The sequence below is a fragment of the Streptosporangium sp. NPDC049644 genome (assembly GCF_040675205.1).
Taxonomy (GTDB): domain Bacteria; phylum Actinomycetota; class Actinomycetes; order Streptosporangiales; family Streptosporangiaceae; genus Streptosporangium; species Streptosporangium fukuiense.
The window spans coordinates 1-26,281 of sequence record NZ_JBFAOJ010000022.1; the positions used below are offsets into that span (position 1 = coordinate 1).

Consider the following 26,281-nt stretch of genomic DNA (forward strand, 5'->3'; position numbering starts at 1 on the left):
TCCCCCGTCCGATACATCCGCCCACCACAACCACCGAACGGACACGCCACGAACCGCTCCGCCGTCAACCCGGCCCGCCCCAGATACCCCCGCGCCAGCTGCGCCCCGGCCAGGTACAGCTCCCCCTCCACCCCGGCCGGAACCGGCCGCAGCCACGAATCCAGCACATGGAGGCGGGTGTTCCAGACGGGGTGACCGATCGGCACGGAGGTGGTCTCGGTGCCGGGACGGTGCTCCCAGAAGGTGACGTCGACCGCGGCCTCGGTCGGGCCGTAGAGGTTGTGCACCGGCACCCCCAGCCGGGCCGCCGCCTCGTCGGCGAGCGCGGGCGGCAGTGCCTCACCGCTGCAGATGAGAAATCGAAGAGCCGCCCCCGTTCCGGACGTCTCCGGCGAACCAGAAGGGGGAACCGCCTCCAGGAAGGCGGCCAGCATGGAGGGGACGAAGTGCAGGACCGTGATGCGTTCGGAGTCGATGAGCCCGGCGAGGTAGGACGGGTCCCGGTGCCCGTCCGGCCTGGCGACGACCAGGGCGGCGCCGGTCTGAAGCGGCCAGAAGAACTCCCAGACCGACACGTCGAATCCGGCCGGCGTCTTCTGCAGAACGCGGTCCGCCGGACCCAGCCGATATTCGGACTGGGCCCAGAGCAGGCGGTTGACGATCGCACCGTGGGTGACCACGACCCCCTTGGGCCGCCCCGTCGAACCGGAGGTGTAGATCACGTACGCCGGACTCTCCGGCACGAGCGGCAGGCCGAGATCGGAAGCCGGATACCCGGAGGCGTCGGCACGGCCCAGCCAGTCACCGTCGATCACCAGAACCGGCCGGGAGTCGTCCAGCATCGACGCGATCCGCGCCGCCGGAAGCCCCGGATCGACCGGCAGGTAGGCGGCGCCCGCCTTGATCACGGCGTACATGGCGACCAGCAGGTCCGGTGACCTGGGCAGCATCAGCGCCACCACTCGTTCGGCTCCCACCCCGTGCTCGGCCACCAGCAGACGGGCCAGCCGGTTGGCTCGCGCGTTGAACGCCGCGTAGCTCAGCTCGTCCCCCTCGAACACCAGCGCCGTCGCGTCCGGCGTCCGCGCGACCTGGGCCTCGAACAGCGCGGCCAGCGTGGTACGGGGCACGTCCGCGGCCGTGTCGTCCCAGTGGTCCGGCACGGGCTCGCCCGAGGAGAGCCCGTCGAGACGGCCGACGGCGGTGTCCGGCTCGGCGACCAGTTCGCCCAGCAGCCCCAGGAAGCGGTCGAGCAGAGCCGCGGCCCCCGCCTCGGTGAACACGTCGGGCCGGTACTGCAGCCGGAACCGGAGCACGTCCCCCGGCACGACCAGCAGCGTGATCGGATAGTGCGTCGCGTCGGCCACGTCCGCCGAGGTCAGGTCGAGGTCGCCGATCGCCGTACGGGAGTCGACGGGGTAGTTCTCCATCACCAGCAGCGCGTCGAACAGTGGGCCGCGCCGGATCTCGGCAAGGCCGACGTGGTGGTGCGGCAGCAGTTCCGCCTGCTCGTCGCGGAGCCTGCGCAGCAGGTCACCCACGGTTTCCGCAGGGTCGAGCCGGACCCGGACCGGCAGGGTGTTGATGAACAGGCCGACCATGCGCTCGACCCCGGGCAACTCGGGCGGGCGGCCGGAGACCGTACCGCCGAAGACGACGTCCCGGCGGCCGGTCAGCCGGCCGAGCAGCAGGCCGAAGGCGGCCTGCATGACGGTGCTGAGCGTGCTGGAGCGCGTGCGGGCGAGAGCGGTGAGCGCCCTGGTCCGGCCGTCGTCGAGCTCGGCGGTGACCCTGGCGGGCGCGACCGGCTCGGCCGGGGCGTGCGGGGCGACGAGGGTGGGCTCGTCGAAACCGTCCAGCGCGTGCTCCCAGGCCCGCCGCGTGGACTCGCCGTCCTGACCGGCCAGCCAGGCCAGGTAGTTCTCGTACGGCGGCGCGGGGGCGGGCTCCTCGCCCGAGTACAGCGCGAACAGCTCGGCTGCCAGCAGCGGTGTCGACCAGCCGTCCAGCAGGATGTGATGGTTGGTGAGGATCAGCCGGTGCCTGCCGGGTCCGAGCCGTACCAGCGCGAAACGGAGCAGCGGCGGCCGGGACAGGTCGAACCGCCGGGCCCGCTCCTCGGCGGCCACCGTCTCGGCGTCGATCCCCGCCACCTCCCGCCACGGCACCTCCACCCGCCGGTGCACCAGCTGCACCGGATCGCCACGCAGCTCGAAGGAGACACGGAGGTTGGGGTGTCCGCGGACCAGGCGTTCCGCGGCGGCCCTGAGCCGTGGCGCATCGAGGGGGCCGCTCAGGTCCAGGGTCAGCTGGGCGGTGTAGACGTCCACCTCCAGCAGGGAGTGGAAGAACAGGCCGTGCTGGAGCGGGGCGAGCGGCCAGACGTCCTGGAGGCCGGGGCCGAGCTCGTCGAGGTCGTCCTGGGTGAGGGGTACCGCGACGTCGGAGGGGGTGAGGCCGCCTCCGACATGCCGGGAGATACCGGTCAGAGCCTCCGACCAGGCGGTGGCCAGCTCGGCGATCCGGTTGTCGGCGTGGCGGGTGGGATCCCAGGTCCAGGTGACGCGGAGGACGTCGCCGAGGGCGATCGCGTCGATCTGAATGCCGTGCCTGAGCGGGGCGGCGGCGTCCTGGCCGCCGGACAGCCCGCCGGCCACGGGCTCCCAGTCCAGCCCGGAGGAGGTGATCCGGCCTAGATAGTTGAAACCGATCTCCGGCTGGGGCAGTGCGGCGAGTGCGGGTGCGGTGTCGGGGTTGAGGTGGCGCAGCAGGCCATAGCCCAGCGGGTCGGGAAGAGCGCGGAGCTGCTCCTTCACCCGCTTGACCGCCTGGCCCGCGGCCTGGCCGCCGTTCTTGAGATCGGCCCAGTCGACGGGGCCCGCGTCGATCCTGACGGGGTGCACGGCGGTGAACCAGCCCACGGTCGCGGACAGGTCCACGCCAGGGAGGATCTGCTGCCTGCCGTGCCCTTCCAGGTCGACGAGCACGGAACGCCGCCCGCTCCACCTCGCGACCGCCGCCGCGAGCCCGGCGAGCAGCACGTCGTCGGCGTTCCCGTGGAAGGCACCCGGCACGCTGCCCAGCAGCGGCCCCGCCACATCGGCGGGGAGCTCCACGACCGTCTCCCGCCGCTCCCCCCAGGTCCCCCGCTCGCGTACCGGCGCGGCGGGGGAGAGAGCCTCCCGGGATAGGGCCCGCGCCGGTGAGGTCGGCGGAGACGGCGTGAGGAGCGCGGTCCAGGCGGGGAGGTCGGCCACCCGGGCCGGGTTCACGGCCTCGGCCTGGAGCAGGCGCGCCCAGGTGCGGAAGGAGGTGGTGGGCTCGGGCAGGCGTACCTCGGTGCCCGCTCTCCCGGCGCTCCAGGCCGCGAGGAGGTCGGGCAGCAGGATCCGCCAGGACACCCCGTCGACGGCCAGGTGGTGGATGACCAGCAGAAGCCGTCCGGACCGCTCGCGGCCCGCGTCGAACCACACGACCCGCACCATCCGTCCGGTGACGGGATCGAGCTCACCCCGGACCCGCTCGGCGTACCCGGCCACCGTCTCGTCCGCCTCGTCCGGAACGTTCGAGACCTCCACCCGGCGCACGCAGTCCGCTGCCAGGACCGCTCCAGCCGGGGCGATCTCCAGCTCCCACGCCCCGGCACCCGTCGAAGGCGTGGACGTCCGGAGCCGCAGCGCGTCGTGGTGGTCCAGCACGATCTGGACGGCGGCCGTCAGCTCGTCGAGGCCGAGATCCGGGGGTACCCGGAGCACCACGCTCTGGCTGAATCCTTCGATCGGCCCTTCGCCCTCGGCGAGCCAGGCGACGATCGGGGTGAGGTCGACGGCTCCCGTGCCGTCACCCGCCGGGCCGTTCGGATCCGTGCCGTCCGCGGGCTCCGCCGCGGCGTGGGCGACGAGGGCGAGGGCCTCGGGGGTCTGGTGCTGGAAGACCTGCTTCGGGGTGAGCGCGAGCCCGGCCTCCCGTGCTCGGGAGACGAACCGGATGGCGAGGATGCTGTCGCCGCCCAGGTCGAAGAACCCGTCGTCGGCCCCGGCCCTGGGCAGGCCGAGGACCTCGGCGAACAGCCCGGCCAGCAGGCGTTCGCGGTCGGTCGCCGGCTCCCGGCCCGAGGTCTCCCCCGCTGGTTCCGGCAGGGCACGCCGGTCGAGCTTGCCGTTGGTGGTCAGCGGCATCTCGTCCAGCGTCACGATCGCGGCGGGCACCATGTATTCGGGCAGGGAGCGCCGCAGGTGCCCGCGCAGTTCCTCCGCGCCCGCGTCGCCGACCACGTACCCGACCAGCCGCAGGTCTCCTCCCGGCTCGGGCCCCCGGTCCCGGCGGGCCAGCACGGCCGCCTGCTCGACGCCGGGATGCGCGGCCAGTACCGCCTCGATCTCGCCCAGCTCGATCCGGAAACCCCGCACCTTCACCTGCTGGTCGGCGCGGTCGACGTAGTGGAGTTGCCCGTCGGCCCCCCAGCGGACCAGGTCGCCGGTGCGGTACATCCGCCCGCCGGGCACAAAGGGGTCGGCGACGAACCGCTCGGCGGTCAACCCCGGCCGGTCCAGGTATCCGCGTGCCAGGCTGGGCCCCGAGACGTACAGCTCCCCGGTGGATCCCGGCGGGACCGGGCGCAGTCCGGCGTCCAGCACGTGCAGGCGGGCGTCGTAGACCGGGCGGCCGATCGGGGTCTCGCCGGGGAGGGTCAGCGGGTCGCTGCAGGTGACGACGACCGTGGTCTCCGTCGGCCCGTAAACGTTGATCATCCGGCGCCCGGCGGACCAGCGGCGGACCAGCTCGGGGCGGCACGCCTCGCCGCCCACCAGCAGGGTCCGCAGCCCGGGGAGTGGTCTGACCGGGACCGTCGCCAGCGCTGCGGGGGTGATGAACGCGTGCGTGACGCGTGCCTCGGCGAGGAACCGGCCGAGCGGCTCACCGCCGTACACCCCGGCGGGCACCGGCACGAGCGCCGCACCCGCCGACAGGGCCATCAGCCATTCGAGCACCGCCCCGTCGAACCCGATCGAGGCGAACTGCAGGACCCGGCTGTCCTCGGTCACCGCGTATCTGTCGATCTCGGTGCGCGCGTACGCGGGCAGGCCCGCGTGGGTGACCACCACCCCCTTGGGGCGGCCGGTGGATCCGGAGGTGTAGACGACGTAGGCCGGGTGTTCCGGCAGCAGCCCGGTCACCGGGTCGGTGGCGGGCAGGCCGTCGCCGGTCCAGGTGTCCATCTGGACGACCTCGATGCCGGGCGGCGCGTGGAACCCGGCGTCGGCGCGGGTCACCACGGCCGAGGGGGCGGCGTCGGCGAGCATCGTCGCCAGGCGCTCCGGCGGATGGCCGGGATCGAGGGGGAGGTAGGCGGCGCCGGACTTGAGGATGCCGAGGAACGCGACGGTCATGTCGAGGGAGCGGGGCACCGACAGGCCCACATAGCGGTCGGGTCCGGCGCCGAGGGCGATGAGGTGGTGGGCCAGCCGGTTGGCCCGCGCGTTCAGCTCGGCATAGGTGATCTCGGTGTCCCCCGCGACGACGGCGACGGCACCGGGAGCGCGCCGCACCCGGTCCTCGAACAGGGAGACGGCCGTACCCGGCGGCACCTCGCGCGGTGCGGCGCCCCAGTCGGCCAGGAGCGTGTGCTCGGCCTCGTCGAGGAGTTCCACGGCGCCGACGCGAATGCCGGGGCCCGCCTGGGCGACGCGGGTGAGGAAGCGCAGGAAACGGCCGTGGTGGTCGGCCAGCAGGGCCTCGCCGTACAGGTCGGGGTGGCCGTCGAAGTCGATGCGGACCCCGCGCCCGTCGGAGCCGTCGTAGAGGTTGATCGACAGGTCCTCGACCGGCCCGGTGCAGAGCGGGTGCGCGACGGCGGGGTGACCGGCGAACTTCAGGTCGTAGTCGAACCGCATGATGTTGACCACCGGGCCGAACAGCCGGTCGCCCACCGTGCCGCGAAGTTCGCGGCGCAGGTCCTCGTACCGGTAGCGCTGGTGCACCAGCAGCCGTCCGACCTCCCGGGTGACCTGGGCGGACAGCTCGCCGAAGGTCGTCTGCGGGGAGACCGTCAGGCGGAGCGGGAGCACGTTGGAGAGCATCCCCGGCGTTCGCCGGGCGGCGGGCGTGGTCCTGGCGGTGACGGCCAGCCCGAGGACCACCTCGGGGGCTCCGGTGAGGCGCCCCACGAAGGCCGCGATCGCCGCGATCATGAACCCGGAGACGGCCGTGCCGTGGGAGAGCGCGGCCTCGGTGAGCGCGGCGGCGTCGTGCTCACCGAGCGTGGCGCTCCGCCGGTTGAACCGCGAGGTGGCGATGGTGCCGGGAGAGAGCGCGGGGACCGCGCTCAGATCGGCGAGTCTGCCGTGCCAGTGGCGGCGGTCGGCCTGGAAGTGGTCGGAGGCGCGGTAGGCGGCGTCCTCCTCCAGCAAGGTGGCCAGCGACTGGAAACCACCGGGGCCGGGATCGCGGCCGTCGACCAGTGCGGTGTAGACCTCGGCGAGACGCTGGGCGATCATCGGCCCGCTGTAGCCGTCCATGACCACGTGGTGGCAGCGCAGGTACCACAGGTGGCGGCCGGGCGCGATCCGGATCAGGGCGGTTGCCACGAGCGCGTCCTCGCGGAACGGCGAGCGCAGGTCCTCCCGCATCCACTCCAGAGCGGCCCGCTCCGCGCCGAGTCCCCCGTCGCCCGGCTCTCCCCCGGCGAGGTCGAGGAACGGGCACGGCACCTCGCGCTCCTCGACGATCTGACCGACCCGGCCCGCCTCCTCGGTCTCGCCGCCGATGATCCGTACGTGAACGGCGTCGACCTCCCCGGCCGCGAGTCGCACGGCCGTGGCGAAGACCTCCGGATCGACCGGGCCGCAGATCTCTATGTACTGGGCAATGTAGAGCGGTTCGCCAGGGATAATCCGCTGGGCGTCCCATATTCCACTCTGCGCTGCAGACAATGGCAGGAGGGAATTCTTGCTGAACACCGTCGCCACGCTTTCCATCTGGGCCGGAAAATGCCTGACGGGCGCTTATTAGCACCTCGAAGGGACAGAAACGCATTGTGTGCGCCGATCCATCCCCACGTTTATTACCGGCAAGTAAATCACAGGTGTGATCTGCCTCGCAATAACGCCTTTTATCATTTGCCGCTAAACTCGCCTCCTACTTTTTCGCTCTTTCTCAAGGCGACCTTGCCGGATCCGAGCACCACGCGGGGGCGCACGAGCCGCCGGGGCCTGAGCATGACCCGTGGTCTGACCGCCACCGGGAGCCGGTAGGGGCGCGGTCCGCGCCGCCACCAGCGGGTGCCCCTGGACAGGCGGCTCGGCCACCAGACGGCGTCGCCGACGTCCAGGGTGAGCGCGGTCACCAGTACGGAACGGACGATCATCGTGTCGAGCAGCACCCCCACGGCCACCGCGAAGGCGATCTGGACCGTCTGCGTCAGCGGAAGCACCACCAGCACCGCGAAGGTGCCGGCGAGCACGACCCCCGCCGAGGTGATCACACCGCCGGTCGCGCCCAGGCCGAGGATCGCGCTGTGCGCCGTGCTGTAGCGGTGCGCCTCCTCCCGGACCCGGTGCATGAGGAAGATGTTGTAGTCGACACCCAGCGCCACCAGCAGGACGAAGACCAGCAGGACGAACCCCTGGTCCACCCCGGCGAAACCGAAGAGGTGCGCGAACGCCAGCGAGCTGATTCCCAGCGTGGCCAGGAACGACAGCACCACGGTGGCCAGCAGCAGCATGGGCGCGATGAGCGAGCGCAGCAGCACCGCGAGCACCGCGAAGACCACGAGCAGCACCAGCGGGATGATCACCACCCGATCCCGCTGCGCGCCGCGCTCCAGGTCGGCGATGAGCGCCACGTTGCCACCCACGTTGACGTCCGGGGCGGCGACCGCCCGCAGCCGGTCGCGCAGGGCGAGCACCTCGTGCTGCTCGGCCTCCTCCCCGTCGCCCCCGCGTACCGTCACGTTGAGCAGGATGTCGCCGTTGCCCGCGGCGCCCAGCGAGATCGCGGTGACCTCCGGTCGCTGCGCGGTGTCCACGATCACGTCCCTGACGTACTGCTCGGTGGTGACCACCTGGACCGGGTCGGCCTCGCCCGAGGGGAAGTGCCGCTCGGCGGCCTCCTGCCCGACCACCGAGTCCGGCCTGGAGAGGAAGACGTCGGCGTTGCCCAGCCCGCCCGCCCGGTAGGAGGCCAGCCCGGACGCGCACAGGCAGAGCCCGAGGACCGTGACGACCCACACCAGACGGGGGTTCGCATGGATCCTCCTGCCCAGGGCGCCCCATCTGCCGTGGTCGGCGGGGTGTTCCTCGGCGTCCGGGTCGTGGTGCGGGACGAGCGGCCAGAAGACCCAGCGCCCGAAGACGACCATGACCGCGGGCAGCAGGGTCATCATGGCGAGCATCGCGCTGGTCACCCCGACCGCGGAGACCGGCCCGAGGCCCCTGGTGGAGTTGAGCTCGGCCACCACCAGGCAGAGCAGCGCGGCGACCACCGTCGCCGCGCTCGCCACCACCGCCGGCCCGGCCCTGCGCAGCGCGACCGCCATCGCCTCGTGCCGGTCGGCGTGCCTGCGCAACTCCTCGCGGTAGCGGGCGATGACCAGCAGCGCGTAGTCGGTGCCCGCGCCGATCACCAGGACCATGAGCAGCGAGACCGCCACGCTGCTGACCGTGATCGCGCCTGCGGCGGCGAGCAGGTAGTTCACCCCCATCGCGACGGCCAGCCCGACCAGCACCGTTCCCAGTGGGAAGAGCCAGAGGACCACGCTGCGGTAGGTGATCAGGAGCACCACCACGGCCACGCCCATCGCGGCCAGCAGCAGGTCGCTGTCCACCGTCGAGAACACGGCCAGCGCGTCGGCCTGGAATCCGACCATGCCGGTGATGTACGCGGCCAGTCCCGCGGGGCGGCCCTCGTCCACCACCCGGCGGATCCGGTCGACGATCTCGGCGGTCTCCCTGCCGCCCTGGTCCCTGACGATCACCACGACCTGGACCGCCTCGCCGTCCCCGGACCGCTGCGTGGCGATCAACTTGATCGTCTTGGTCAGCCTGGGCGCCCGGAACTTCTGCTCGACCCTCCGCAGTTGCTCGGGCAGCCGTCCTCGGGCGTCCCGGTACGGCGCGAGTTCCCTGTCGAACTCCGCACGCCCGAAGGTCCTGCCGCCGGTGGGGGTGGGCATCTCGGCCACCACCCCGGGGACCCCGGCCAGTGCCTTGACGTCCCTGGCGATCTCGGCGTCGTCGGCCTCGCCGAGACCGCCCGGCCGCTCGTAGACGATCGTCGCCGGGGAGAGGTTCTCCCCCTGCATGCCGAGGATGCGCCTGACCGCCTGCGCGGAGTCCGCGCTGGCGGGGAGGTACCCGGCGACGTCGTCCTGCTGCACCGACTCCAGCCGCCCGGCGAGGGAGGCGGCCACGACGACGACGCCCAGCCAGACGAGCAGCACCACCCACTTCGTGCGCCGCCCGCACAGCAGCCCGGCCAGCGACGCCCCGTTCATCGGCCCGTGCTCAGCCGTCCCAGCAGGTGGTCGGCCATGGCCGCGACCGTCGGGTGTTCCCAGGCCATGGTCGGCTCGATCTCCAGCCCGTACTCGGCCTCGATGTCCCCGCAGAGGCTGAGCGAGTAGACGGAGTCCATGCCGTACTGGGCGACCGGCACCAGCGGGTCGATCTCCTCCGGCGGGCGCATGACGTAGGAGGCCACCCGCGCCCTCAGCCAGCCGCGGATGATGTCCAGGTCTGCGGCGATCCCAGCGTCGGCGGACATGCTCACACTCCTTCTGATCGGACGCGCGCGGCGACGGCCGCCGTGAGCTCGGCGTGGACAACGGGCAGCGATCCGTTCAGCAGCAGGTCACGGGTGCGCGAGCGCTGGATCTTGCCGCTGGTGGTCTTGCCCACTCCGCCGCGCCTGACCAGCACGACGCTCATCGACGGCAGCCCGAAGGACCTGGCGAGCTCACCCTGCACACCACGGGCCAGCTCTTCCGCGGGGGCGTCGAGGCCCCGTTCGCGAATCTCCTGGACGAGCACCACGTGCTCACCCCCGGCACGTACGCCGAAGGCCGCCCCGGCCCCCAGCGACGGGTGCGCCTGCCGGGCTGCCTCCTCCAGGTCCTGGGGATAGAGGTTGCGCCCGTTGACGATGACGACGTCCTTGATGCGGCCGGTGACGTACAGCTCGCCGTCCAGCAGGAAGCCCAGGTCCCCGGTCCGCAGGAACGGCCCCTCGCCCGCGGCGGTGCGCCCGCGGAAGGCGTCGCGGGTCGCCTCCTCGCGCTGCCAGTACCCCCGCGCGACGCTCTCCCCCCGTACCCAGAGCTCTCCGACCCGCCCGTGCGGCAGTTCGGTTCCGGTGCCGGGATCGACGACGTGCACGGACATGCTGATCGGCCGCCCGCAGCCGACCAGTTCCACGCCTTCTCCCGGGTTGTCCATCGGAACCGCCTCGTGCCGCTCCAGCGCCGCGACGTCGAACCCGCGGACCGTCGGCCCGTGCCCCAGCGGGGTGGCGGTGATCACCAGGGTCGCCTCGGCCATACCGTACGCCGGGGCCCACGCCTTCTCACTGAAGCCCGCGGCTCCGAAGCGGCGCACCATCGCGCGCAGCGTGCCGGTACGCACCGGCTCGGCCCCGTTGAGCGCGAAGCGCAGGCTGGACAGGTCGAGCCCGGCAACCTGGGCGTCGGTGACCCGGGCCGCGCACCACTCGTAGGCGAAGTTCGGCGCGACGGTGTATCCGGCCCGGTATCGGCTGATCATCTCCAGCCAGAGCGCGGGGCGCATGACGAAGGCGATCGGCGAGGCGAAGTAGAGGTCGCCGCCCGCGTAGATCGGCTGGAGCAGCATGCCGACCAGGCCCATGTCGTGGTAGTGCGGCAGCCAGCCCACCCCGACGCCCACCTTGGGCGAGCCGATCGCCCGCCAGATCTCCCCCTCGTTGTGGAGCAGGTTGGCGTGGGTGATCATGACGCCTCTGGGCTCGCTGGTGGAACCGGAGGTGTACTGCATGTAGGCGAGGGTGTCGGGCCCCATCCGGGGCATCGTCCAGTCCCCGGGGTCGGGAAGGTCGAGAGCGTCGGTGGCCACGCACTCGACGGTGCCGTCCAGGCCGACATCGCGCAGCCAGGCGTCGAGCATGTCCAGATTGGCCGAGTCGGTGAGCACCAGCCGCACGTCGGCGTCCTTGATGATCCCCTCGGCGCGTTCCAGCGCACGGGGATCGGTCTGCGGCAGCGGCGAGGGCACCGCGACCACCCGGGAGTACAGGCACCCCAGGAACGCCGCCAGGAACTCCAGACCGGCCGGGTGGAGCAGCAGCACCGTCTGGTCCGTCATCCGCCGCCCCGTCAGATGGGCGCCGATCGACCTGGCCCGTGCGTCGAGCTCGGCGAAGGTCAGACGGTCCTGCTCGACGAGCTCGCCCCTGCGGTCCTCCACGAAGGTGTAGGACCGTTCGTGCCCGTGCCGGTCCACCTGCGCGCGCACCCACTGCACAAAGGACATCTGGTCATCTCCCATGATGGCAAGAGACCCCAACATAGGAGGAAAGATCAGCCGGTCCCAGGCCTGGGCCGCACAAGCTCTCACCCGGTTTTACGCCGAAAGTTAGTACTTTCCCCCTCCCCGTTTCCGCCCCACGAGCCCGTGTACAGAGGCACGCGCGGGGGCATGGACGGAGCTGAATCTTGCCGAGTTAGGCGTACCTTGCTTAATATATGAGCAGATGTTCAGGTGTTGACAGAATGGATCTTACGATGGGTCACGGGCATGGCCACGGGCACCGCGCCGACGCCGACCGCCGCTACCTCGCGGCGGCGCTCGCCCTGCTGCTCGCCTTCATGGCGGCCGAGGTCGTCATCGGCATCGCCGCCAACTCCATCGCGCTGATCTCCGACGCCGGGCACATGCTCACCGACGCCGGCGCCATCGCGCTCGCGCTGGTGGCGATGAGGATGGCGGCCCGCCCGGCCCGCGGCGCCTACACCTTCGGCTGGAAGCGGGCCGAGATCCTCTCCGCAGCCGTCAACGGGCTGACGTTCGTGGCGCTCGTCGCCTACTTCGTCTACGAGAGCGTGCGGCGGCTCATCGAACCGCCCGAGGTCGCCGGAGCCCTGGTTTTCGGCACCGCCCTGGCCGGGATCGCGGTCAACGCCGTCGCCGCGTGGCTCATCGCCAGGGCCGACCGGAGCAGCCTCAACGTGGAGGGCGCGTTCCAGCACATCCTCAACGACCTGTACGCGTTCGTGGCCACCGCGATCGCCGGCGCGGTCGTCTGGCTCACCGGCTGGGGCCGGGCCGACGCGATCGCCGCCCTGGTCGTCGCGGCCCTGATGGCCAAGGCGGCCTACGGCCTGCTGCGCGACGCCGGACGCATCCTGTTCGAGGCCGCGCCCGACGGGGTGAACCCGACCGAGGTGAGCGCCGCGATCATCGCCCACGCGAGCGTGACGGGTGTCGAGGACCTGCACGTGTGGACGGTGACCAGCGGCTTCCCCGCACTCTCCGCGCACGTGACCGTCATGCCCGGCGGCGACTGCCACCGGGTCCGCCGCGAGCTGGCCGAGCTGCTGCACCAGCGCTTCCACATCGACCACACCACACTGCAGGTCGACCACGTCCCCGGCACGGCATGCCACATGATCACCGGCTGAGGCAGGCCTCGAAGACCGCGGTGAGCCGGGCGATCACCGCCTCACGGTCGGGGACGTCGCTCGGCTCGGGGCCGTAGAGCTGGCGCATCGTACCGTTCCCGGTGATGAGCGCGGTGGCGATCCTCGCCCGGAAGGCCGCGTCGGGACCGGAGAGCCTTGCCGACAGGGGCTCCAGGATCGCCGAGCTGACCCGGTCCCGGATGAGATCGTGGATCTCCGGGCAGTTGGACGACCGGATGAGCGCGGCCATCACCGGACTCGTCTGGTCTGAGCGGAGCCGCTCGGCGATGTACTCGGCCAGGCGCCGGGGGAGCTCCTCCTCGGGGAAGTCCAGGACGCCGGGGAAGCGTCCCTGCATCGCGAGCACCTCGGCGAACAGCTCTCGCTTGCTGCCGAAGTAACGGTTGATCAGCGCTATGTTGGCATCCGCCTCGGCGGCGATCAGCCGCATCGTCACCTGGTCGTAGCCAAGGTCGGCGAACAGCCGGCGGGCGGCGTCGAGGATGCGCCGCCTGGTGCCCTCCCTGTCGCGCTGCCGTGTCTCATCCACCTACGCGATCCTTCCAGATTTGACGAGTAAACAAGCGTCTACTAACTTAATGTGTACTCTACATGCATTGGGGGACGGTTCATGCCGACCGAACAACAGATCCGGGCCGAGGCCGCACCGGGTTTCACCCACAAACAGGTGCTGGAGATCCTGGCCGGACTGATGCTCGCCATGCTGACGTCGATGATCTCGACGTCCGTGGTGGGAACCGCGTTGCCGACGATCGTCGGCACGCTCGGCGGCCAGGACCAGCTCGCATGGGTGGCCAGCGCGACCCTGCTGACCATGACCGCCTCCACTCCGATCTGGGGCAAGGTCTCCGACCTCTACGGCCGCAAGCTCATGTTCCAGGTCGCCCTGGTCGTCTTCGCGGTGTCCTCCGTAGCAGCCGGGTTCTCCCAGGACATGGGCCAGCTCATCGCCGCCAGAGCGGTGCAGGGCATCGGTGCCGGCGGGCTCGCCGCGCTCCCGCAGATCATCCTCGGCGACGTGGTGGAGCCCCGCGAGCGCGGCCGCTACTCCGGCTACATCGGCGCGGTCTTCGGCGTCTCGACGGTGGCCGGCCCGCTGCTCGGCGGGTTCATCGTGGACAACATGTCCTGGCGCTGGACGTTCTGGATCTGCGTGCCGCTGGCCGTGGTCGCGTTCGTCGTCATCCAGAAGGTGCTGAAGCTGCCCTTCACCCGCCGCGACACCAAGGTCGACTGGTGGGGCGCGACCTTCATCACCGGCGGCACCACCGCGCTGATGCTGCTGCTCTCCCTCGGCGGCAAGGAGTTCGGCTGGAACTCCGGGTGGACCTACGGCCTGGGCGCGCTCAGCCTGGTGATGTTCGGCCTGGCCGTCGTCGCCGAGCGTAGGGCGGCCGACCCGATCCTGCCCCCGCACCTGTTCCGCAACCGCACCTTCGTACTCACCTCCGTCGCCTCCCTGCTGGTCGGCGCGGCGATGTTCGGCGCGCTGATGTTCCTGCCCCAGTACCTGCAGATCGTCAAGGGCATGAGCCCCACCGGCTCCGGCCTGATGACCCTTCCCCTGGTGCTCGCCCTGCTCGTCTCCTCGATCGCGGTCGGCAGGTTCGTCAGCAGGACCGGCCGGTGGAAGATCTTCCCCGTGGTGGGCATGCTGCTGGTCGGACTCGGCCTGTTCCTCCTGTCGCGCCTGCACGTCGACAGCTCGCTGCTGCTCGTCGGCGTCGACAACGCGGTGCTCGGCGTCGGGCTCGGCGCCACCATGCAGATCCTGATCCTGGCCGCACAGAACGCGGTGTCCAGGGCGGACCTCGCCTCGACGACCTCCGGCGTGTCGTTCTTCCGCTCCCTGGGCAGCGCGGTGGGTGTCGCCGCCTTCGGCGCGATCCTGGCCAACCGCCTCACCGCGGAGCTGATCTCCCTGGCGAAGGCCGCGAAGCTGCCGCTGAACGGTGGCGCGACCCCCAACCTCGGCTCCCCCGAGGTCATCCACCAGCTCCCCGCACCGGTCCTGGAGATCATCCTGGAGGCCTTCACCCGGGCGATGAGCGCGGTCTTCCTGGTCGGCGTCCCGATCGCCGTCCTCGCCGCGGTGACCGCCCTGATGATCAAGGAGATCCCGCTGCGCTCGGCCCGGTCCGCCGCCCCGGCCACCGCCGCCGATCCGGCCGCCCCGCCGGTCACCGTCGGCGGGTAGCGAACCTCCCCGCACACCGCCCGGGGCCGGCCCACTCTCCGCCGGCCCCGGGCTCCGGTGCGCGGGAGGGCAGGATGCGATCCCGCCGCCGCCCGGGAGTGACGGCGGTCAGAGCGTCCACTTCTGGTTGGCCCAGCCGTTGCAGTTCCACAGCTGCACCTTGGTGCCGTTCGAGCCGATGGTGCCCAGGTCCGCGTCCAGGCAGCGCCCGTTGTACATGCTGTAGATCGTGTGGCTCGTCGCGTCGTAGATCCACTTCTGGTTGGCCCAGCCGTTGCAGTCCCAGAGCTGCACCTTGGTGCCGTTCGCGTTGACGGTCCCCAGGTCCGCGTCCAGACAGCGGCCGTTCTCCCTGCTGTGGATCGTGTGGCTGGACACGTCATAGCTCCACGACTGGTTGTCCCAGCCGTTGCATCCCCATAGCTGCACCTTGGTGCCGTTCGGGCCGATGGTGCCCAGATCGGCGTCCAGGCAGCGCCAGTTCTGGTGGCTGCGGATGGGCCCCCAGGCGGCGGACACCGAACTCGAGGCGGTCACCGCGCCGGGGACGAACCCCGCACAACCGAGCGCGACCGCCGCCGCCGACGCCAGCACCCTGAATCTCCGTCGCATCGTCGATGCTCTCCTTCCTGCCGGTCACGGGAATGGAGAGCGACGTGCACCATCGGAAGACCCCCGCCCCCGATGACCACTCTCCGCAGCAGAACGTACACGCAGGGAGATCGGTTTCAGGGCGGCGACACGGCGGTCGGCGTTTCGCGGGACGCGGCCACCCGGTGGCCTCCCCCCGGGGGAGGCCACCGGGGAACTCACCCGGAGGCCGTCGCGCGCTCGGCCGCGGTGATCGCGTTGCGGAACAGCATCGCGACGGTGGTGGGCCCGACCCCGCCGACCCTGGGGGTGATGGCCCCGGCCACCTGGGCGCAGGACTCGTCGACGTCGGGCAGCAGGCGCCTGCCCTCGTAGCGCACGCCGCCGCCGATGACCACGGCACCGGGCTTGACGTGCTCGGGCTGGATGATGCCCGGCACACCCGCGGCGGCGACGAGGACGTCGGCGCGGCGCGTGTAGCGGGGCCAGTCGCTCACCCCGGTGTGCACGACGGTGACGGCGGCGTTCGCCGTCGGGCGCTTCTGCGCGAGAAGGATCGACAGGGGCCGCCCGAGCGTGGCCCCGCGCCCGAGGATGACCACCTCCCGACCGGCGACCGGGATGTCGTAGTAGGCCAGCAGCGCCTCGATCCCCGCGGGCGTGCACGGCAGCGGGCCGGGGAGCTCCAGCGCCAGCCGCCCGATGTTGAGCGGGTGCATGCCGTCGACGTCCTTGTCGGGATCCATGACCTGCAGGGCCCGGTCGTAGTCGAGGTGTTTGGGGACGGGATGCTGCACGAGCAGCCCGTGCACCGCCGGGTCGTCGTTGAACGCGGTGATGACCGCGTGCAGGTCCGCCTGGGTGGCGCTCGCGGGCAGGTGCTCGTGCGGCGAGGCGAAACCGAGCTCGGCGGCCTGCCGCTGCTTGATCCGGATGTATCCGGCGCTGGCGTCGTCGTCTCCGACGAGGACCGTCGCCAGGCTCGGGGTGACGCCCCCGCGGGTCAGCGCGGCCGCCCGCGCGGCCACGTCGTCGAGGATGCTCTGCGCGACCGGGCCGCCGGGAAGCAGCCGGGCGGACGGCGCGCTCCCGGACTCCGAGCCGTCTGAGCCGTTTCGAACGGGCTGGGACATACGTGTCCTCTCGGCGTGGGCGCCCAGGCGGTCGACTCCCACGACGAGCTCCCCGATGGTTGATGCCATCCCCTTGCCGCCAGTCGCGTCATCCCCCAGGATGCCCGATCGGCACCCTGAAGGTCGAACCGCCCCCACCCGTCAGGAGGGGGTGCCGAGCCGGGCCAGGCGGCTCACCGCCTCGTCGATGACCTCGTCCCGCTTGCAGAAGGCGAAGCGGACGAAGTGGCTGCCACGCTCGGGGCGGGCGTAGAAGACCTGGGTGGGGACGGCGACCACGCCCGCCAGTGACGGCAGCTCCCGGGCCAGGGCGAGGCCGTCGGTGAAGCCGAGCGGGCGGATGTCGGTCTGCACGAAGTAGGTGCCCGCGGGGCGGTAGACCTCGAAGCCCGCCGCGGCCAGCCCCGCCGCCAGCCGGTCGCGCTTGGACTCCAGGTCGGCCCGGAGCCGGGAGACCCAGTCCAGCTCGTGGCGGAGGCCGTGGGCGACGGCGAGCTGCCAGGGCGCGGCGGCGGTGAAGGTGAGGAACTGCTTGACGGTCTGCACGGCCCTGACCAGCTCGGCCGGCCCGCAGATCCAGCCGGTCTTCCAGCCGGTGACCGAGAAGGTCTTGCCCGCCGAGGAGATCATCACGGTCCGCTCGCGCATGCCCGGCAGGGTGGCCAGCGGGACGTGCTCGACGCCGTCGAAGGTCAGGTGCTCGTAGACCTCGTCGGTGACGGCGACCAGATCGCGCTCCTGGCAGAGCAGGGCGATCTCCTCCAGCTCGGCCCGGGTGAGGACCGTGCCGGTGGGATTGTGCGGAGAGTTGACCAGGATGACGCGGGTGCGCGGTCCGGCCGCGGCGCGCAGCTCGGCGGGGTCGAAGGTGAAGCGGCCCCCGACGGGGCGCAGGGTGACCGGGCGGAGCACCGCTCCGGCGAGGGCGACGGAGGCCGCGTAGGAGTCGTAGTACGGTTCGAACGCGATCACCTCGTCCCCCGGCTCGCAGAGCGCCAGGATCGCCGCCGCGACGGCCTCGGTGGCGCCGACGGTGACGAGGATCTCGCCGTCGGGATCATAGGAGAGGCCGTAGTGATCCTTGCGGTGCTCGCAGACGGCCTGGCGCAGCTCGGGCACACCCGGCCCCGGCGGGTACTGGTTGGCGCCCTCGCGGATCGCCGACACCGCACGCTCCAGCATCGCCGCGGGCCCGTCGGTGTCGGGAAAGCCCTGCCCCAGATTGATCGAACCCGTCCGCAGGGCCAGCGCCGACATCTCGGCGAAGATGGTCGTGCCGAACTCGCGCATCCGTGTCACCAGAGGATCGTCCACGCGCCCCAGCGTAATCGGCGCCCCGGATCACTCGTCCACGACCGATCGCGTCGCCCCGCATGCCGCCGAGGTCGCCGGTGCGCGAGACCACACCGGCCACCCGTCCGCGCCGCAGCTGTTACGGTCTTTCGTGGCGCGAGGAGGGGGCTTGGCGGTGCTGGTCGTCCATGGGGCCTGGGTCGGTGACAGGCTGGCGCTGTGGGGGGAGGACCCGGGTGCTTCCGCGGGGATCGCCTCCCGGGCGAGGGCCAAGGCCCGTCCGCATCCGTTCGCGGCCCCGGCGGCGGGCATGGCGGACGGGGTGTCGCTCTGGGGAGAGACCCCGGCGGCGTCCGTGGGCGAGGCCGTCGCCGACGAGCTCGTCCTGCTGCTGCCCGGCTCCGCACGGAGCCCGCTGCCCTCCGCCGAGTCCGGGATCGAGATCGGCGCGCGGCAGCCGAGGATCGGCTCCTGGCGGGTGCCCGCCCTGCTGATCGAGCCCGGCGCGGCACTGAGCCTGCTCGACGCCGTGGACGAGATGACCCGTCTCCCGGCGGGAGCGTACGAACCCGACGAGCTCCCCGACGGAGCGGACCGGGCGCCGATCCCGGGCGCGTCCCTGCGCTACCTCGCCGTCGTCGCGGCGTACGCCCGCGACCTGATCCGCCGGGGCCGGGTGCTGCCACAGCTCGTCGCCGAGGACGCGGGCCACGCGGCCCGGTGGCGTCCCGTGCTGACCGGCCCCTACGCGACCCGCTTCCGTGAGCTGGCCGCCGCGATGCCGCCCGTCTGCCGGGCCGTCGCCGAGGAGCGCCCCTCGGCCCACGTGCTGATCGAGGCCGTGGCCTGCCTGGCCGACGCCGCGGTGCGGCGGGCGATCCCCGACCGCCTGCTCGGCGGGCACCGGCCGGGACCGCGCGCTCCTCTCCCGGACCGCTGGATGGTCGCCCTCACCGGTGCGGACGCCGCGCTTCCCGGGCTGACCCGGGCCTCGGCGGAGAAGCTGGCCGAGCCGCTCCGGGAGTGGTTCGACTCCGCGCACCGGCTCGACGGGCCGGTCAGGGTGTGCTTCCGGCTGACCGAGCCCGAGGGCGGTCCCGAGCCCGAGCCCGCCCGCGACCTCGTCGCGGAGTACGGCGGCCGTCCGGCGCCGCCGCCGGACGGCTCCCGCTGGCGGCTGGAGTTCGCCCTCCAGTCGTCGGACGACCCGAGCCTCTACCTCCCCGCACCGCTCATCTGGGCCGGCGAGACCGCCCCCGGCCTGCCGGGACGCCCCGACGAGGCGCTGCTCGCCGGGCTCGGCCGGGCGGCACGTCTTTACCCCAGGGTGGGAGACGCGCTGCGCGGCCGCCGCCCCGCCGAGCTGGTCCTCGACACGGCGGGCGCGTTCGCCTTCCTCCGCCAGGCCGCCCCGCTCCTGCAGGCCGCCGGGTTCGGCGTGCAACTGCCCGCCTGGGCCGGCACCACGAGGCTCGGCCTCAAGCTCACCGCCCGCTCGCAGCCGACCGGTCCCGGCGCGGCGGCCGACCGGGATTTCGGGCTGCGGCAGCTGGTGGACTTCCGGATGGACCTGGCGATCGGCGACGAGACGATCAGCGAGGAGGAACTGGCCGAGCTGGCCAGGCTCAAGGTGCCGCTGGTCCGGGTGCGGGGCCGCTGGGTCGAGCTGGACGACCGGCAGCTCACCGCCGCGCTCAGAGCCGTCGAGCGGCGCCGGTCGGGTGAGATGACCGTCGGCGAGGTGATCCAGGAGGTCATCCACGGCGGCGACGACGAGTTGCCGGTCGTCACGGTGGACGCCGACGGCCTCCTCGGCGACCTGCTGTCCGGCGAGGCCGACCGCCGCCTCGTGCCGATCACGACTCCGGCCGACTTCCAGGGTGTGCTCAGGCCGTACCAGGAGCGCGGGCTGTCCTGGCTCAGCTTCATGTCCGAGATCGGGCTCGGCGGCATCCTCGCCGACGACATGGGCCTGGGAAAGACCGCGCAGACCCTCTCCCTGCTGCTCAACGAGCGCGCGACGGGTGTGCGGCCGGGGCCGACCCTGCTGGTCTGCCCGATGTCGCTGCTCAGCAACTGGCAGAAGGAGGCCGCCAGGTTCGCCCCCTCGCTGGAGGTCTACCTGCACCACGGCACCGCCCGGCTGCGCGGGGCGGAACTCGCCCTGCGGCTGGAGCGGGCGGACCTGGTCCTCACCACGTACGGCACCGCCCTGCGGGACCGTGAGACGCTGGCCGGCCTCTCCTGGGCCAGGGTCGTCTGCGACGAGGCGCAGGCCATCAAGAACAGCGCCGCCAGGCAGGCACAGGCCGTACGGGCGCTGCCGGCCAGGAGCAGGTTCGCGCTGACCGGCACGCCGGTCGAGAACCACCTGGCCGAGCTCTGGTCCCTGATGGAGTTCTGCAACCCCGGCCTGCTCGGTTCGGCCAGGGCGTTCCGGGAGCGCTACCAGGAGCCGATCGAGCGGAACGGCGACGCCACCGCGACCGCCGCGCTCCGGCGTGCCACCGGGCCGTTCGTACTCCGGCGCCTCAAGACCGACAAGACCATCATCTCCGACCTGCCGGACAAGATGGAGATGAAGGTCTGGTGCACCCTGACCCCCGAACAGGCCACCCTCTACCAGGCGGTGGTCACCGACATGATGGACAGGATCGCCGGCAGCGAGGGCATCGAGCGGCGCGGCAACGTGCTCGCGACCATGCTGAAGCTCAAGCAGGTCTGCAACCACCCGGCGCACCTGCTCAAGGACAACTCGCGGCTGTCCGGCCGGTCGGGGAAGCTGGCCCGGCTGGAGGAACTGGCGGAGGAGATCGTCGGCGAGGGTGACAAGGCTCTGGTCTTCACCCAGTACGCCGAGTTCGGCACGCTGCTCCAGCCGTACCTCTCGGCGCATCTGGACCGTCCGGTGCTCTGGCTGCACGGCGGGCTGCCGAAGAGACAGCGGGACGCGCTGGTGGAGCGGTTCCAGGACGACGACGAGCCGATGCTCTTCCTGCTCTCGCTCAAGGCGGCGGGCACCGGGCTCAACCTGACCGCGGCCAACCATGTCATCCATGTGGACCGGTGGTGGAATCCCGCCGTGGAGAACCAGGCGACCGACCGGGCGTTCCGAATCGGCCAGACCAGGAACGTGCAGGTCAGGAAGTTCATCTGCGTCGGCACCCTGGAGGAGAGGATCGACGAGATGATCGAGCGCAAGCAGGCGCTCGCCGAGAGCGTCGTCGGCACCGGCGAGGACTGGATCACCGGCCTGTCCACCGACCGGCTGCACGAGCTGTTCCGCCTCGGGCCGGAGGCCGTCTCATGAGTGAGCGAACCAGCGGACATGGCCTTGAGCGGCGAACCGACGGAGGCCGCCGCACAGGCGAGCGGATCGACGGATACGACCTTCCCCGGCGGCGAACCCACGGGCATTTTCCGATACGGGTCCACCAGGAGGCGTCATGAGCAGGAGCGGCTGGTTCGAGCCGTCCGTGCCGATCCGGGTCGAGGGCGGCATCCGGGTCCGCAGCAAGCGGGGCTCGATCGGCGAGCGGTGGTGGTCGCGCCGGTTCATCGACGTCCTCGAAGGCGTCTGCGACCCGGGCAGGCTCGGCCGGGGCCGCTCGTACGCCCGCTCCGGCCAGGTCCTCGACACGGAACTCGGGCCGGGGCTGGTCACGGCCCGGGTCCAGGGGTCTCGGCGCACCCCGTACCTGGTCGAGATCCGGATCACCTCCTACCGGGCGGACCAGTGGCGTGAGCTCACCGACGCGCTGGCCGCCCAGGCCCTCTACCGGGCCAAGCTGCTCGCCGGTGAGACGCCGCCGGAGATCGAGGACGTCTTCCGCGCCTGCCGCCTGCCGCTCTTCCCCGGCGCCGACGGCCTGGACATGACCTGCTCGTGTCCCGACCGGGGCTTCCCCTGCAAACATCTGTCCGCCGTGCTGTACGTGCTGGCCGAGAGGTTCGACGACGACCCGTTCCTGGTGCTGGCCTGGCGGGGCATCGCCAGGGACGCCCTGCTCGACGCCCTCCGCGAGGCGGGCGGCACCGCGACCGGCTCCGGCGAGCGCGGACCCGGGCTGTTCGACGTGGACGACGCGCCGTTCGCCGACCGGCTGGCCTCCTTCTACGAGCCGAGCGTCTCCGCGGCCCGGCTCCGCGACCGTACCGGTCTCCCCGCTCCTCCGCCCGACCTGCTGCTGCGCACCCTCGACCCGCCACAGGTCAAGGCCCGGCACATCCCGATCCTGGACCTCCTCCGCCCCGCCTACCGGACCTTCGCCGACGGCGACGACAGCTGACCCGGCGCCGGTCACCGGTCGCCCCACCGCTGACGGGCGGGAGAATTCTGCGGCACTTTCCCGAGGCGGGACGGAGGCCGGGCGCGCCCGGCCGGTGGGGCGTCGCCGATCGGCGACGGTGGTGAACCCGCCTCAACCGGTTACCGCGAAGCTCCGCAGCACCTCGGCGATCTCGTCGACCTCGGTGAGCTTGCCGGACGCGACGGCGATGACGAAGTCGTAGGCCTCGTCCTCGTCGGCGGGTTCGATCATGACGCCGTTCTTGGCACAGAAGACATACATCGTGAGCCAAGCCGCCCGCTTGTTTCCATCGACGAATGGATGGCTGGAAATGACCGAATGCAACAACGCCGCAGCCTTGGTGAATAAATCTGGATAGGCGTCCTGTCCGAACACCGATGTCCGAGGACGGAACAGTGCCGCCTCCAGAAGACCCAGGTCACGCACCTGGATCGGCGCGCCGACAGCCTTTCGTGCGATCCGGAGCCCCTGCTCCAAGGTGATGAATAGCGTCACTCGCCAAGCCTTCTCAGGAGATCGGCAAAACGCTCGGCCCCTCTCGCAGCGAGATCATCGGTGAGATCGTCATCGGCGACTCTGGCGAGATAGTCGTCGATGGCGTGCAATGCGACTTGCTGCATGCTCCGCCCCTCCCTCTCCGCGCGTCGCCGGAGAGCCTCGGTCTGTTCGTCAGAGAGTCGCAATGTCATAGCCATGCCTCCCACTGTACGGCGAACCTGGTATCACCGCGATACCATAACCGAGAGGATAAGAGTCGTTACCCAGAGTGGCAAATCGTTTTACCGGACGGCCCCCGGCAAGGACCTCGCCTCCCCGGCCCAGCCGGTCAGCGGGCCGGGGTCATCCGGAAAGAGCCGCACCTCCGGAGGACCCCGAGATGATGTCCCGGTACCAGCGGTAGCTGGCCTTGGGGGTGCGGGCCTGGGTGGCGTAGTCGACGTGCACCAGGCCGAAACGGGCGGCGTAGCCCCTGGCCCATTCGAAGTTGTCGAGCAGCGACCAGCAGAAGTAGCCGCGCACGTCCACTCCCTCGGCGATGGCGGCCCCGGTGGCGGCCAGGTGCTCGCGCAGGTAGGCGATGCGACCGGTGTCGTCGAGGTCGCCGTAGTCGCCGTAGCCGTTCTCGGTGACGAAGACCGGCGGCAGTCCGCTGAAGCGGGCGGCGAGCCCGGTGAGGGTGTCCCACAGGCCACGCGGCTCGATCCGCCAGCCGAGCCCGCTGGTCCCCGGCCCGTCCGGCATGACCGTGCGCACGCCGATGTCGTAGGCGGAGCGGAGCGCCGGATCGGGCTGGACGTACGGGGCCGCGGCCGCGTGAATCGGGTAGTAGTAGTTCACCCCGAGGAAGTCCAGCGGCGCCGAGATGAGCTCCAGATCACCGTCACGGCGGAAGGAGAAGTCGCTGATCTCCCCGTAGACCTCGGCCATGTCCGCCGGGTAGGCGCCGCCCAGCAACGGCTCGGTGAACTGCCGGTTGACCATCAGGTCCATCCGGCGGGCCGCCGCGGCGTCCTCGGCCGACGGGCTCGCGGGCACGCCGGGCGACATGTTGAGCGTGACGCCGACCTGCTCACCGGGCCTGGCGTTCTCCCGCAGTCGGGCGCATGCCAGGCCGTGCCCGACGAGCAGGTGGTGCGCCGAGGCCAGGGCTCCGTGCCCCTCATGGGCACCGGGCGCGTGGCGGCCCTCGGCGTACCCGGTGATCGAGGAGCAGTATGGCTCGTTCAGCGTGGTCCAGTACGGCACCCCGTCCAGGGCCTCGTGCACCGTGGCGGCGTAGTCGGCGAAACGCTCGGCGGTGTCGCGCACCCGCCACCCGCCGCGTTCCTCCAGCGCCTGGGGCAGGTCCCAGTGGTAGAGCGTGACGAACGGCGTGATGTCCCGCTCGCGAAGCCCGTCGATCAGGCGGCGGTAGAAGTCGAGACCGCGCCGCTCGACGCGGCCGCCCCCGTCGGGGAACACCCTCGGCCAGGCCACCGAGAGTCGGTAGGCGCCAACGCCGAGGCCGGCGAGGAGCTCCACGTCCTCGGGCCAGCGACGGTAGTGGTCACAGGCGGGGTCGCCCGACTCCCCCGCCGCCACCGCCCCCGGGACACGGCAGAAGACGTCCCAGATCGACGGGCCCCGGCCGTCGGCGTCGACGGCCCCCTCGATCTGGTACGCGGAGGTGGCCACTCCCCAGACGAAACCGGCGGGGAAGGCCCCGGCTCCGGGGACGCGCTCTTCGGTCGTCGTCATCCCTTGATCGCCCCTGACATGATGCCTCCGATGATCTGCCGGCCGAGGAGCGCGAACACGACCACCATGGGGATGGTCGCGATCACGGCACCGGTCAGCACTAGTGCGAAGTCGGTCGTGTAGCCGCTGGCCAGGCTGGAGAGCGCGACCTGGACCGTCGGGTTCTCCGGGGTCAGCACCACCAGTGGCCAGAAGAAGTCGTTCCAGGCCTGCATGAAGGTGAACAGCCCCAGTACCGCCGCGGCGGGCCGGGCGGCGGGCAGCACCACGTGCCAGAACAGCCGGATCGTGGTGCAGCCGTCCATCCGACCGGCCTCCAGCAGCTCGTCGGGCACCGCGCCGGAGAGGTACTGCGTCATGAAGAACACGCCGAACGCCGTCACCAGGCCGGGGACGATCACCGCCTCGATTCGCCCGGTCCAGCCCAGCTCGCCCATGAGGATGTAGAGCGGGATGATGCCGAGCTGGTGCGGGACCGTCGTGGTGGCGATCGCCGCCACCAGTAGGCCGCCGCGTCCCCGGAAGCGGAGCTTGGCGAAGGCGAACCCCGCCAGCGTGGAGAAGAGGACCACCGAGACGGTGACGGTGCCCGACACCAGGAAGGAGTTGAACAGGGCCTGCCCGAAGGCCGTGGTGTCGAAGACCCTGGCGATGTTGTCGAACAGGTGGCCGCCCGGCACCAGCACGGGGGGCACCTTGGCGATCGCGTCGTTGCTCTGCGAGGCCACGACGAGCGACCAGTAGACCGGGAACAGCGAGCCGAGCAGGAACGCGACGAGCGCCGCGTAGGTCCAGAACCCCGCCGAGCGCGGCGGCCTGGCACGGCGCGGTCCGGGCGGGCGCGGGGCGTCCGCCCGGGGCGGGGAGGGAGAGGTGATGGTCGCCATGGGTCAGCCGCTCTTGATCCGTCGGGTGATGGAGAAGTTGACGAGCGCCATGACCACGATGATCAGGCAGAGCGTCCAGGCGACCGCCGAGGCGTAGCCGAACTCGTAGAGGCCGAAGCCCTGCTCGTAGAGGTAGAGCCCGACCGTCTGGAACTGCCGGTCGGAACCGCCCGTCGGGTTGCCGGTCCCTGCCTGGAAGAGCAGCGGCTCGGCGATGATCTGGAAACCGCCGATGGTGGAGACGACGCCGGTGAAGATGATCGTCGGCCGGAGCATCGGGATGGTGATCCGCCAGAACTGGGTCCACTGGCCGGCCCCGTCGATGGTGGCGGCCTCGTAGAGGTGGTTGGGAACCGCCTGCATGGCCGCCAGGTAGATGAGGGCGTTGTACCCGGTCCACCGCCAGATGACGATCAGCGAGATCGCGATGTGCGAGCTGAGCGTTCCGGCCTGCCAGTCGACGGGGCTGAACCCGAACAGGCCCAGCGCCCAGTTGACCGCGCCGAAGTCACGGCCGAAGAGCTGGGCGAAGATGATGGTGACCGCGACGATCGAGGTGACGTTGGGGAGCAGCACTCCCATCCGGAAGAACGTCCTGGCGCGCAGGCTGCGGTTGAGCATGTGCGCGACGACCAGGGCCACCAGCAACTGCGGGATCGTCGACAGTAGCCAGATGCTGACCGTGTTGAACAGCGCGTTCCAGAAGTACCCGTCCTGGATCAGCGCGACGTAGTTCTCCGCCCCCACCCACTGCCTGGTCGACTCCAGCAGGTTCCAGTCCGTCATCGAGACGTAGGCGGTGTAGAGCAGCGGGAAGGCACCGAACACGCCGAACAGCAGGAAGAAGGGCGCGATGTAGAGGTACGGCGAGCCCTTGACATCGAGCGTGTAGGCGAGGCGGCGCCGTGGCCGCCCGGCGACGGGGGAAGGCCGTGGCCGCGTGGCGGCGGAGGTCATCGGTG

Annotated in this window: 17 protein-coding genes; 4 read left to right on the forward strand and 13 right to left on the reverse strand. The window is 71.5% G+C overall.

The window, feature by feature from the left end; all coding sequences use genetic code 11:
* From AB0J58_RS15250 to AB0J58_RS15265, 4 genes are all read right to left on the reverse strand, one after another.
* The coding region (locus AB0J58_RS15250) for an amino acid adenylation domain-containing protein (RefSeq protein WP_364215376.1) at positions 1 to 6,932 on the reverse strand (6,932 nt) is incomplete at its 3' end.
* A 182-nt stretch (positions 6,933 to 7,114) separates the two neighbouring features.
* Positions 7,115 to 9,493 carry an MMPL family transporter gene (locus tag AB0J58_RS15255; protein WP_364215379.1) on the reverse strand — a complete coding sequence of 793 codons (2,379 nt, stop codon included), beginning with the start codon at positions 9,491 to 9,493 and terminating at the stop codon, positions 7,115 to 7,117.
* Complete coding sequence (locus tag AB0J58_RS15260) at positions 9,490 to 9,762, reverse strand: acyl carrier protein (RefSeq protein ID WP_343967263.1); 273 nt, start codon at positions 9,760 to 9,762, stop codon at positions 9,490 to 9,492. Before AB0J58_RS15260 ends, AB0J58_RS15255 begins: the two co-directional genes overlap by 4 nt.
* Positions 9,763 to 9,764: 2 nt before the next feature.
* A complete protein-coding gene (locus AB0J58_RS15265) occupies positions 9,765 to 11,501 on the reverse strand; it encodes a fatty acyl-AMP ligase (protein WP_364215382.1) in 1,737 nt (578 codons plus the stop codon).
* A 251-nt stretch (positions 11,502 to 11,752) separates the two neighbouring features.
* Between AB0J58_RS15265 and AB0J58_RS15270 the strand changes: the two genes are divergently transcribed.
* Positions 11,753 to 12,649, forward strand: coding sequence for a cation diffusion facilitator family transporter (locus tag AB0J58_RS15270; RefSeq protein ID WP_364153361.1), 897 nt, complete (start codon positions 11,753 to 11,755; stop codon positions 12,647 to 12,649).
* Here AB0J58_RS15270 and AB0J58_RS15275 read toward each other — a convergent pair.
* The gene (locus AB0J58_RS15275) at positions 12,639 to 13,199 is read right to left on the reverse strand and encodes a TetR family transcriptional regulator (RefSeq protein ID WP_364215385.1); all 561 of its coding nucleotides are present in this window, start codon (positions 13,197 to 13,199) and stop codon (positions 12,639 to 12,641) included. The two genes, AB0J58_RS15270 and AB0J58_RS15275, sit on opposite strands and share 11 nt — an antisense overlap.
* A gap of 81 nt (positions 13,200 to 13,280) precedes the next feature.
* Between AB0J58_RS15275 and AB0J58_RS15280 the strand changes: the two genes are divergently transcribed.
* Positions 13,281 to 14,867 carry an MDR family MFS transporter gene (locus tag AB0J58_RS15280; RefSeq protein WP_364215388.1) on the forward strand — a complete coding sequence of 529 codons (1,587 nt, stop codon included), beginning with the start codon at positions 13,281 to 13,283 and terminating at the stop codon, positions 14,865 to 14,867.
* Positions 14,868 to 14,975: 108 nt separating this feature from the next.
* Here the strand turns inward: AB0J58_RS15280 and AB0J58_RS15285 are convergent, their stop codons facing one another.
* The 3 genes from AB0J58_RS15285 to AB0J58_RS15295 form a co-directional block, all read right to left on the reverse strand.
* Complete coding sequence (locus AB0J58_RS15285) at positions 14,976 to 15,479, reverse strand: RICIN domain-containing protein (protein ID WP_364215391.1); 504 nt, start codon at positions 15,477 to 15,479, stop codon at positions 14,976 to 14,978.
* Between the two features lie 197 nt (positions 15,480 to 15,676).
* Entirely contained in the window at positions 15,677 to 16,660 is a 984-nt protein-coding gene (locus AB0J58_RS15290) for a tetrahydrofolate dehydrogenase/cyclohydrolase catalytic domain-containing protein (protein WP_364215394.1), read from the reverse strand.
* 72 nt (positions 16,661 to 16,732) lie between these two features.
* Positions 16,733 to 17,905, reverse strand: a complete 1,173-nt coding sequence (locus AB0J58_RS15295; protein WP_364215397.1) for a pyridoxal phosphate-dependent aminotransferase — start codon at positions 17,903 to 17,905, stop codon at positions 16,733 to 16,735.
* Positions 17,906 to 18,059: 154 nt separating this feature from the next.
* Between AB0J58_RS15295 and AB0J58_RS15300 the strand changes: the two genes are divergently transcribed.
* Both AB0J58_RS15300 and AB0J58_RS15305 read left to right on the forward strand, forming a co-directional pair.
* On the forward strand, positions 18,060 to 21,194 hold the full coding sequence (locus AB0J58_RS15300; protein ID WP_364215602.1) for an SNF2-related protein: 3,135 nt from the start codon (positions 18,060 to 18,062) through the stop codon (positions 21,192 to 21,194).
* Positions 21,195 to 21,330: 136 nt separating this feature from the next.
* Positions 21,331 to 22,173, forward strand: a complete 843-nt coding sequence (locus AB0J58_RS15305; protein ID WP_364215400.1) for an SWIM zinc finger family protein — start codon at positions 21,331 to 21,333, stop codon at positions 22,171 to 22,173.
* Positions 22,174 to 22,305: 132 nt separating this feature from the next.
* Here AB0J58_RS15305 and AB0J58_RS15310 read toward each other — a convergent pair whose 3' ends face one another.
* From AB0J58_RS15310 to AB0J58_RS15330, 5 genes are all read right to left on the reverse strand, one after another.
* Positions 22,306 to 22,689 (reverse strand): type II toxin-antitoxin system death-on-curing family toxin, encoded by a 384-nt coding sequence (locus tag AB0J58_RS15310; RefSeq protein ID WP_364215403.1) that lies wholly within the window; start codon positions 22,687 to 22,689, stop codon positions 22,306 to 22,308.
* Positions 22,686 to 22,814 carry a hypothetical protein gene (locus AB0J58_RS15315; protein ID WP_364215406.1) on the reverse strand — a complete coding sequence of 43 codons (129 nt, stop codon included), beginning with the start codon at positions 22,812 to 22,814 and terminating at the stop codon, positions 22,686 to 22,688. The genes AB0J58_RS15310 and AB0J58_RS15315 overlap by 4 nt, the downstream gene beginning before the upstream one ends.
* A gap of 220 nt (positions 22,815 to 23,034) precedes the next feature.
* Positions 23,035 to 24,432, reverse strand: coding sequence for a GH1 family beta-glucosidase (locus AB0J58_RS15320; RefSeq protein ID WP_364215409.1), 1,398 nt, complete (start codon positions 24,430 to 24,432; stop codon positions 23,035 to 23,037).
* Positions 24,429 to 25,319 (reverse strand): carbohydrate ABC transporter permease, encoded by an 891-nt coding sequence (locus AB0J58_RS15325; RefSeq protein WP_364215412.1) that lies wholly within the window; start codon positions 25,317 to 25,319, stop codon positions 24,429 to 24,431. The genes AB0J58_RS15320 and AB0J58_RS15325 overlap by 4 nt, the downstream gene beginning before the upstream one ends.
* Positions 25,320 to 25,322: 3 nt before the next feature.
* On the reverse strand, positions 25,323 to 26,276 hold the full coding sequence (locus AB0J58_RS15330) for a sugar ABC transporter permease (protein WP_364215415.1): 954 nt from the start codon (positions 26,274 to 26,276) through the stop codon (positions 25,323 to 25,325).
* Between the last annotated feature and the right edge of the window lie 5 nt (positions 26,277 to 26,281).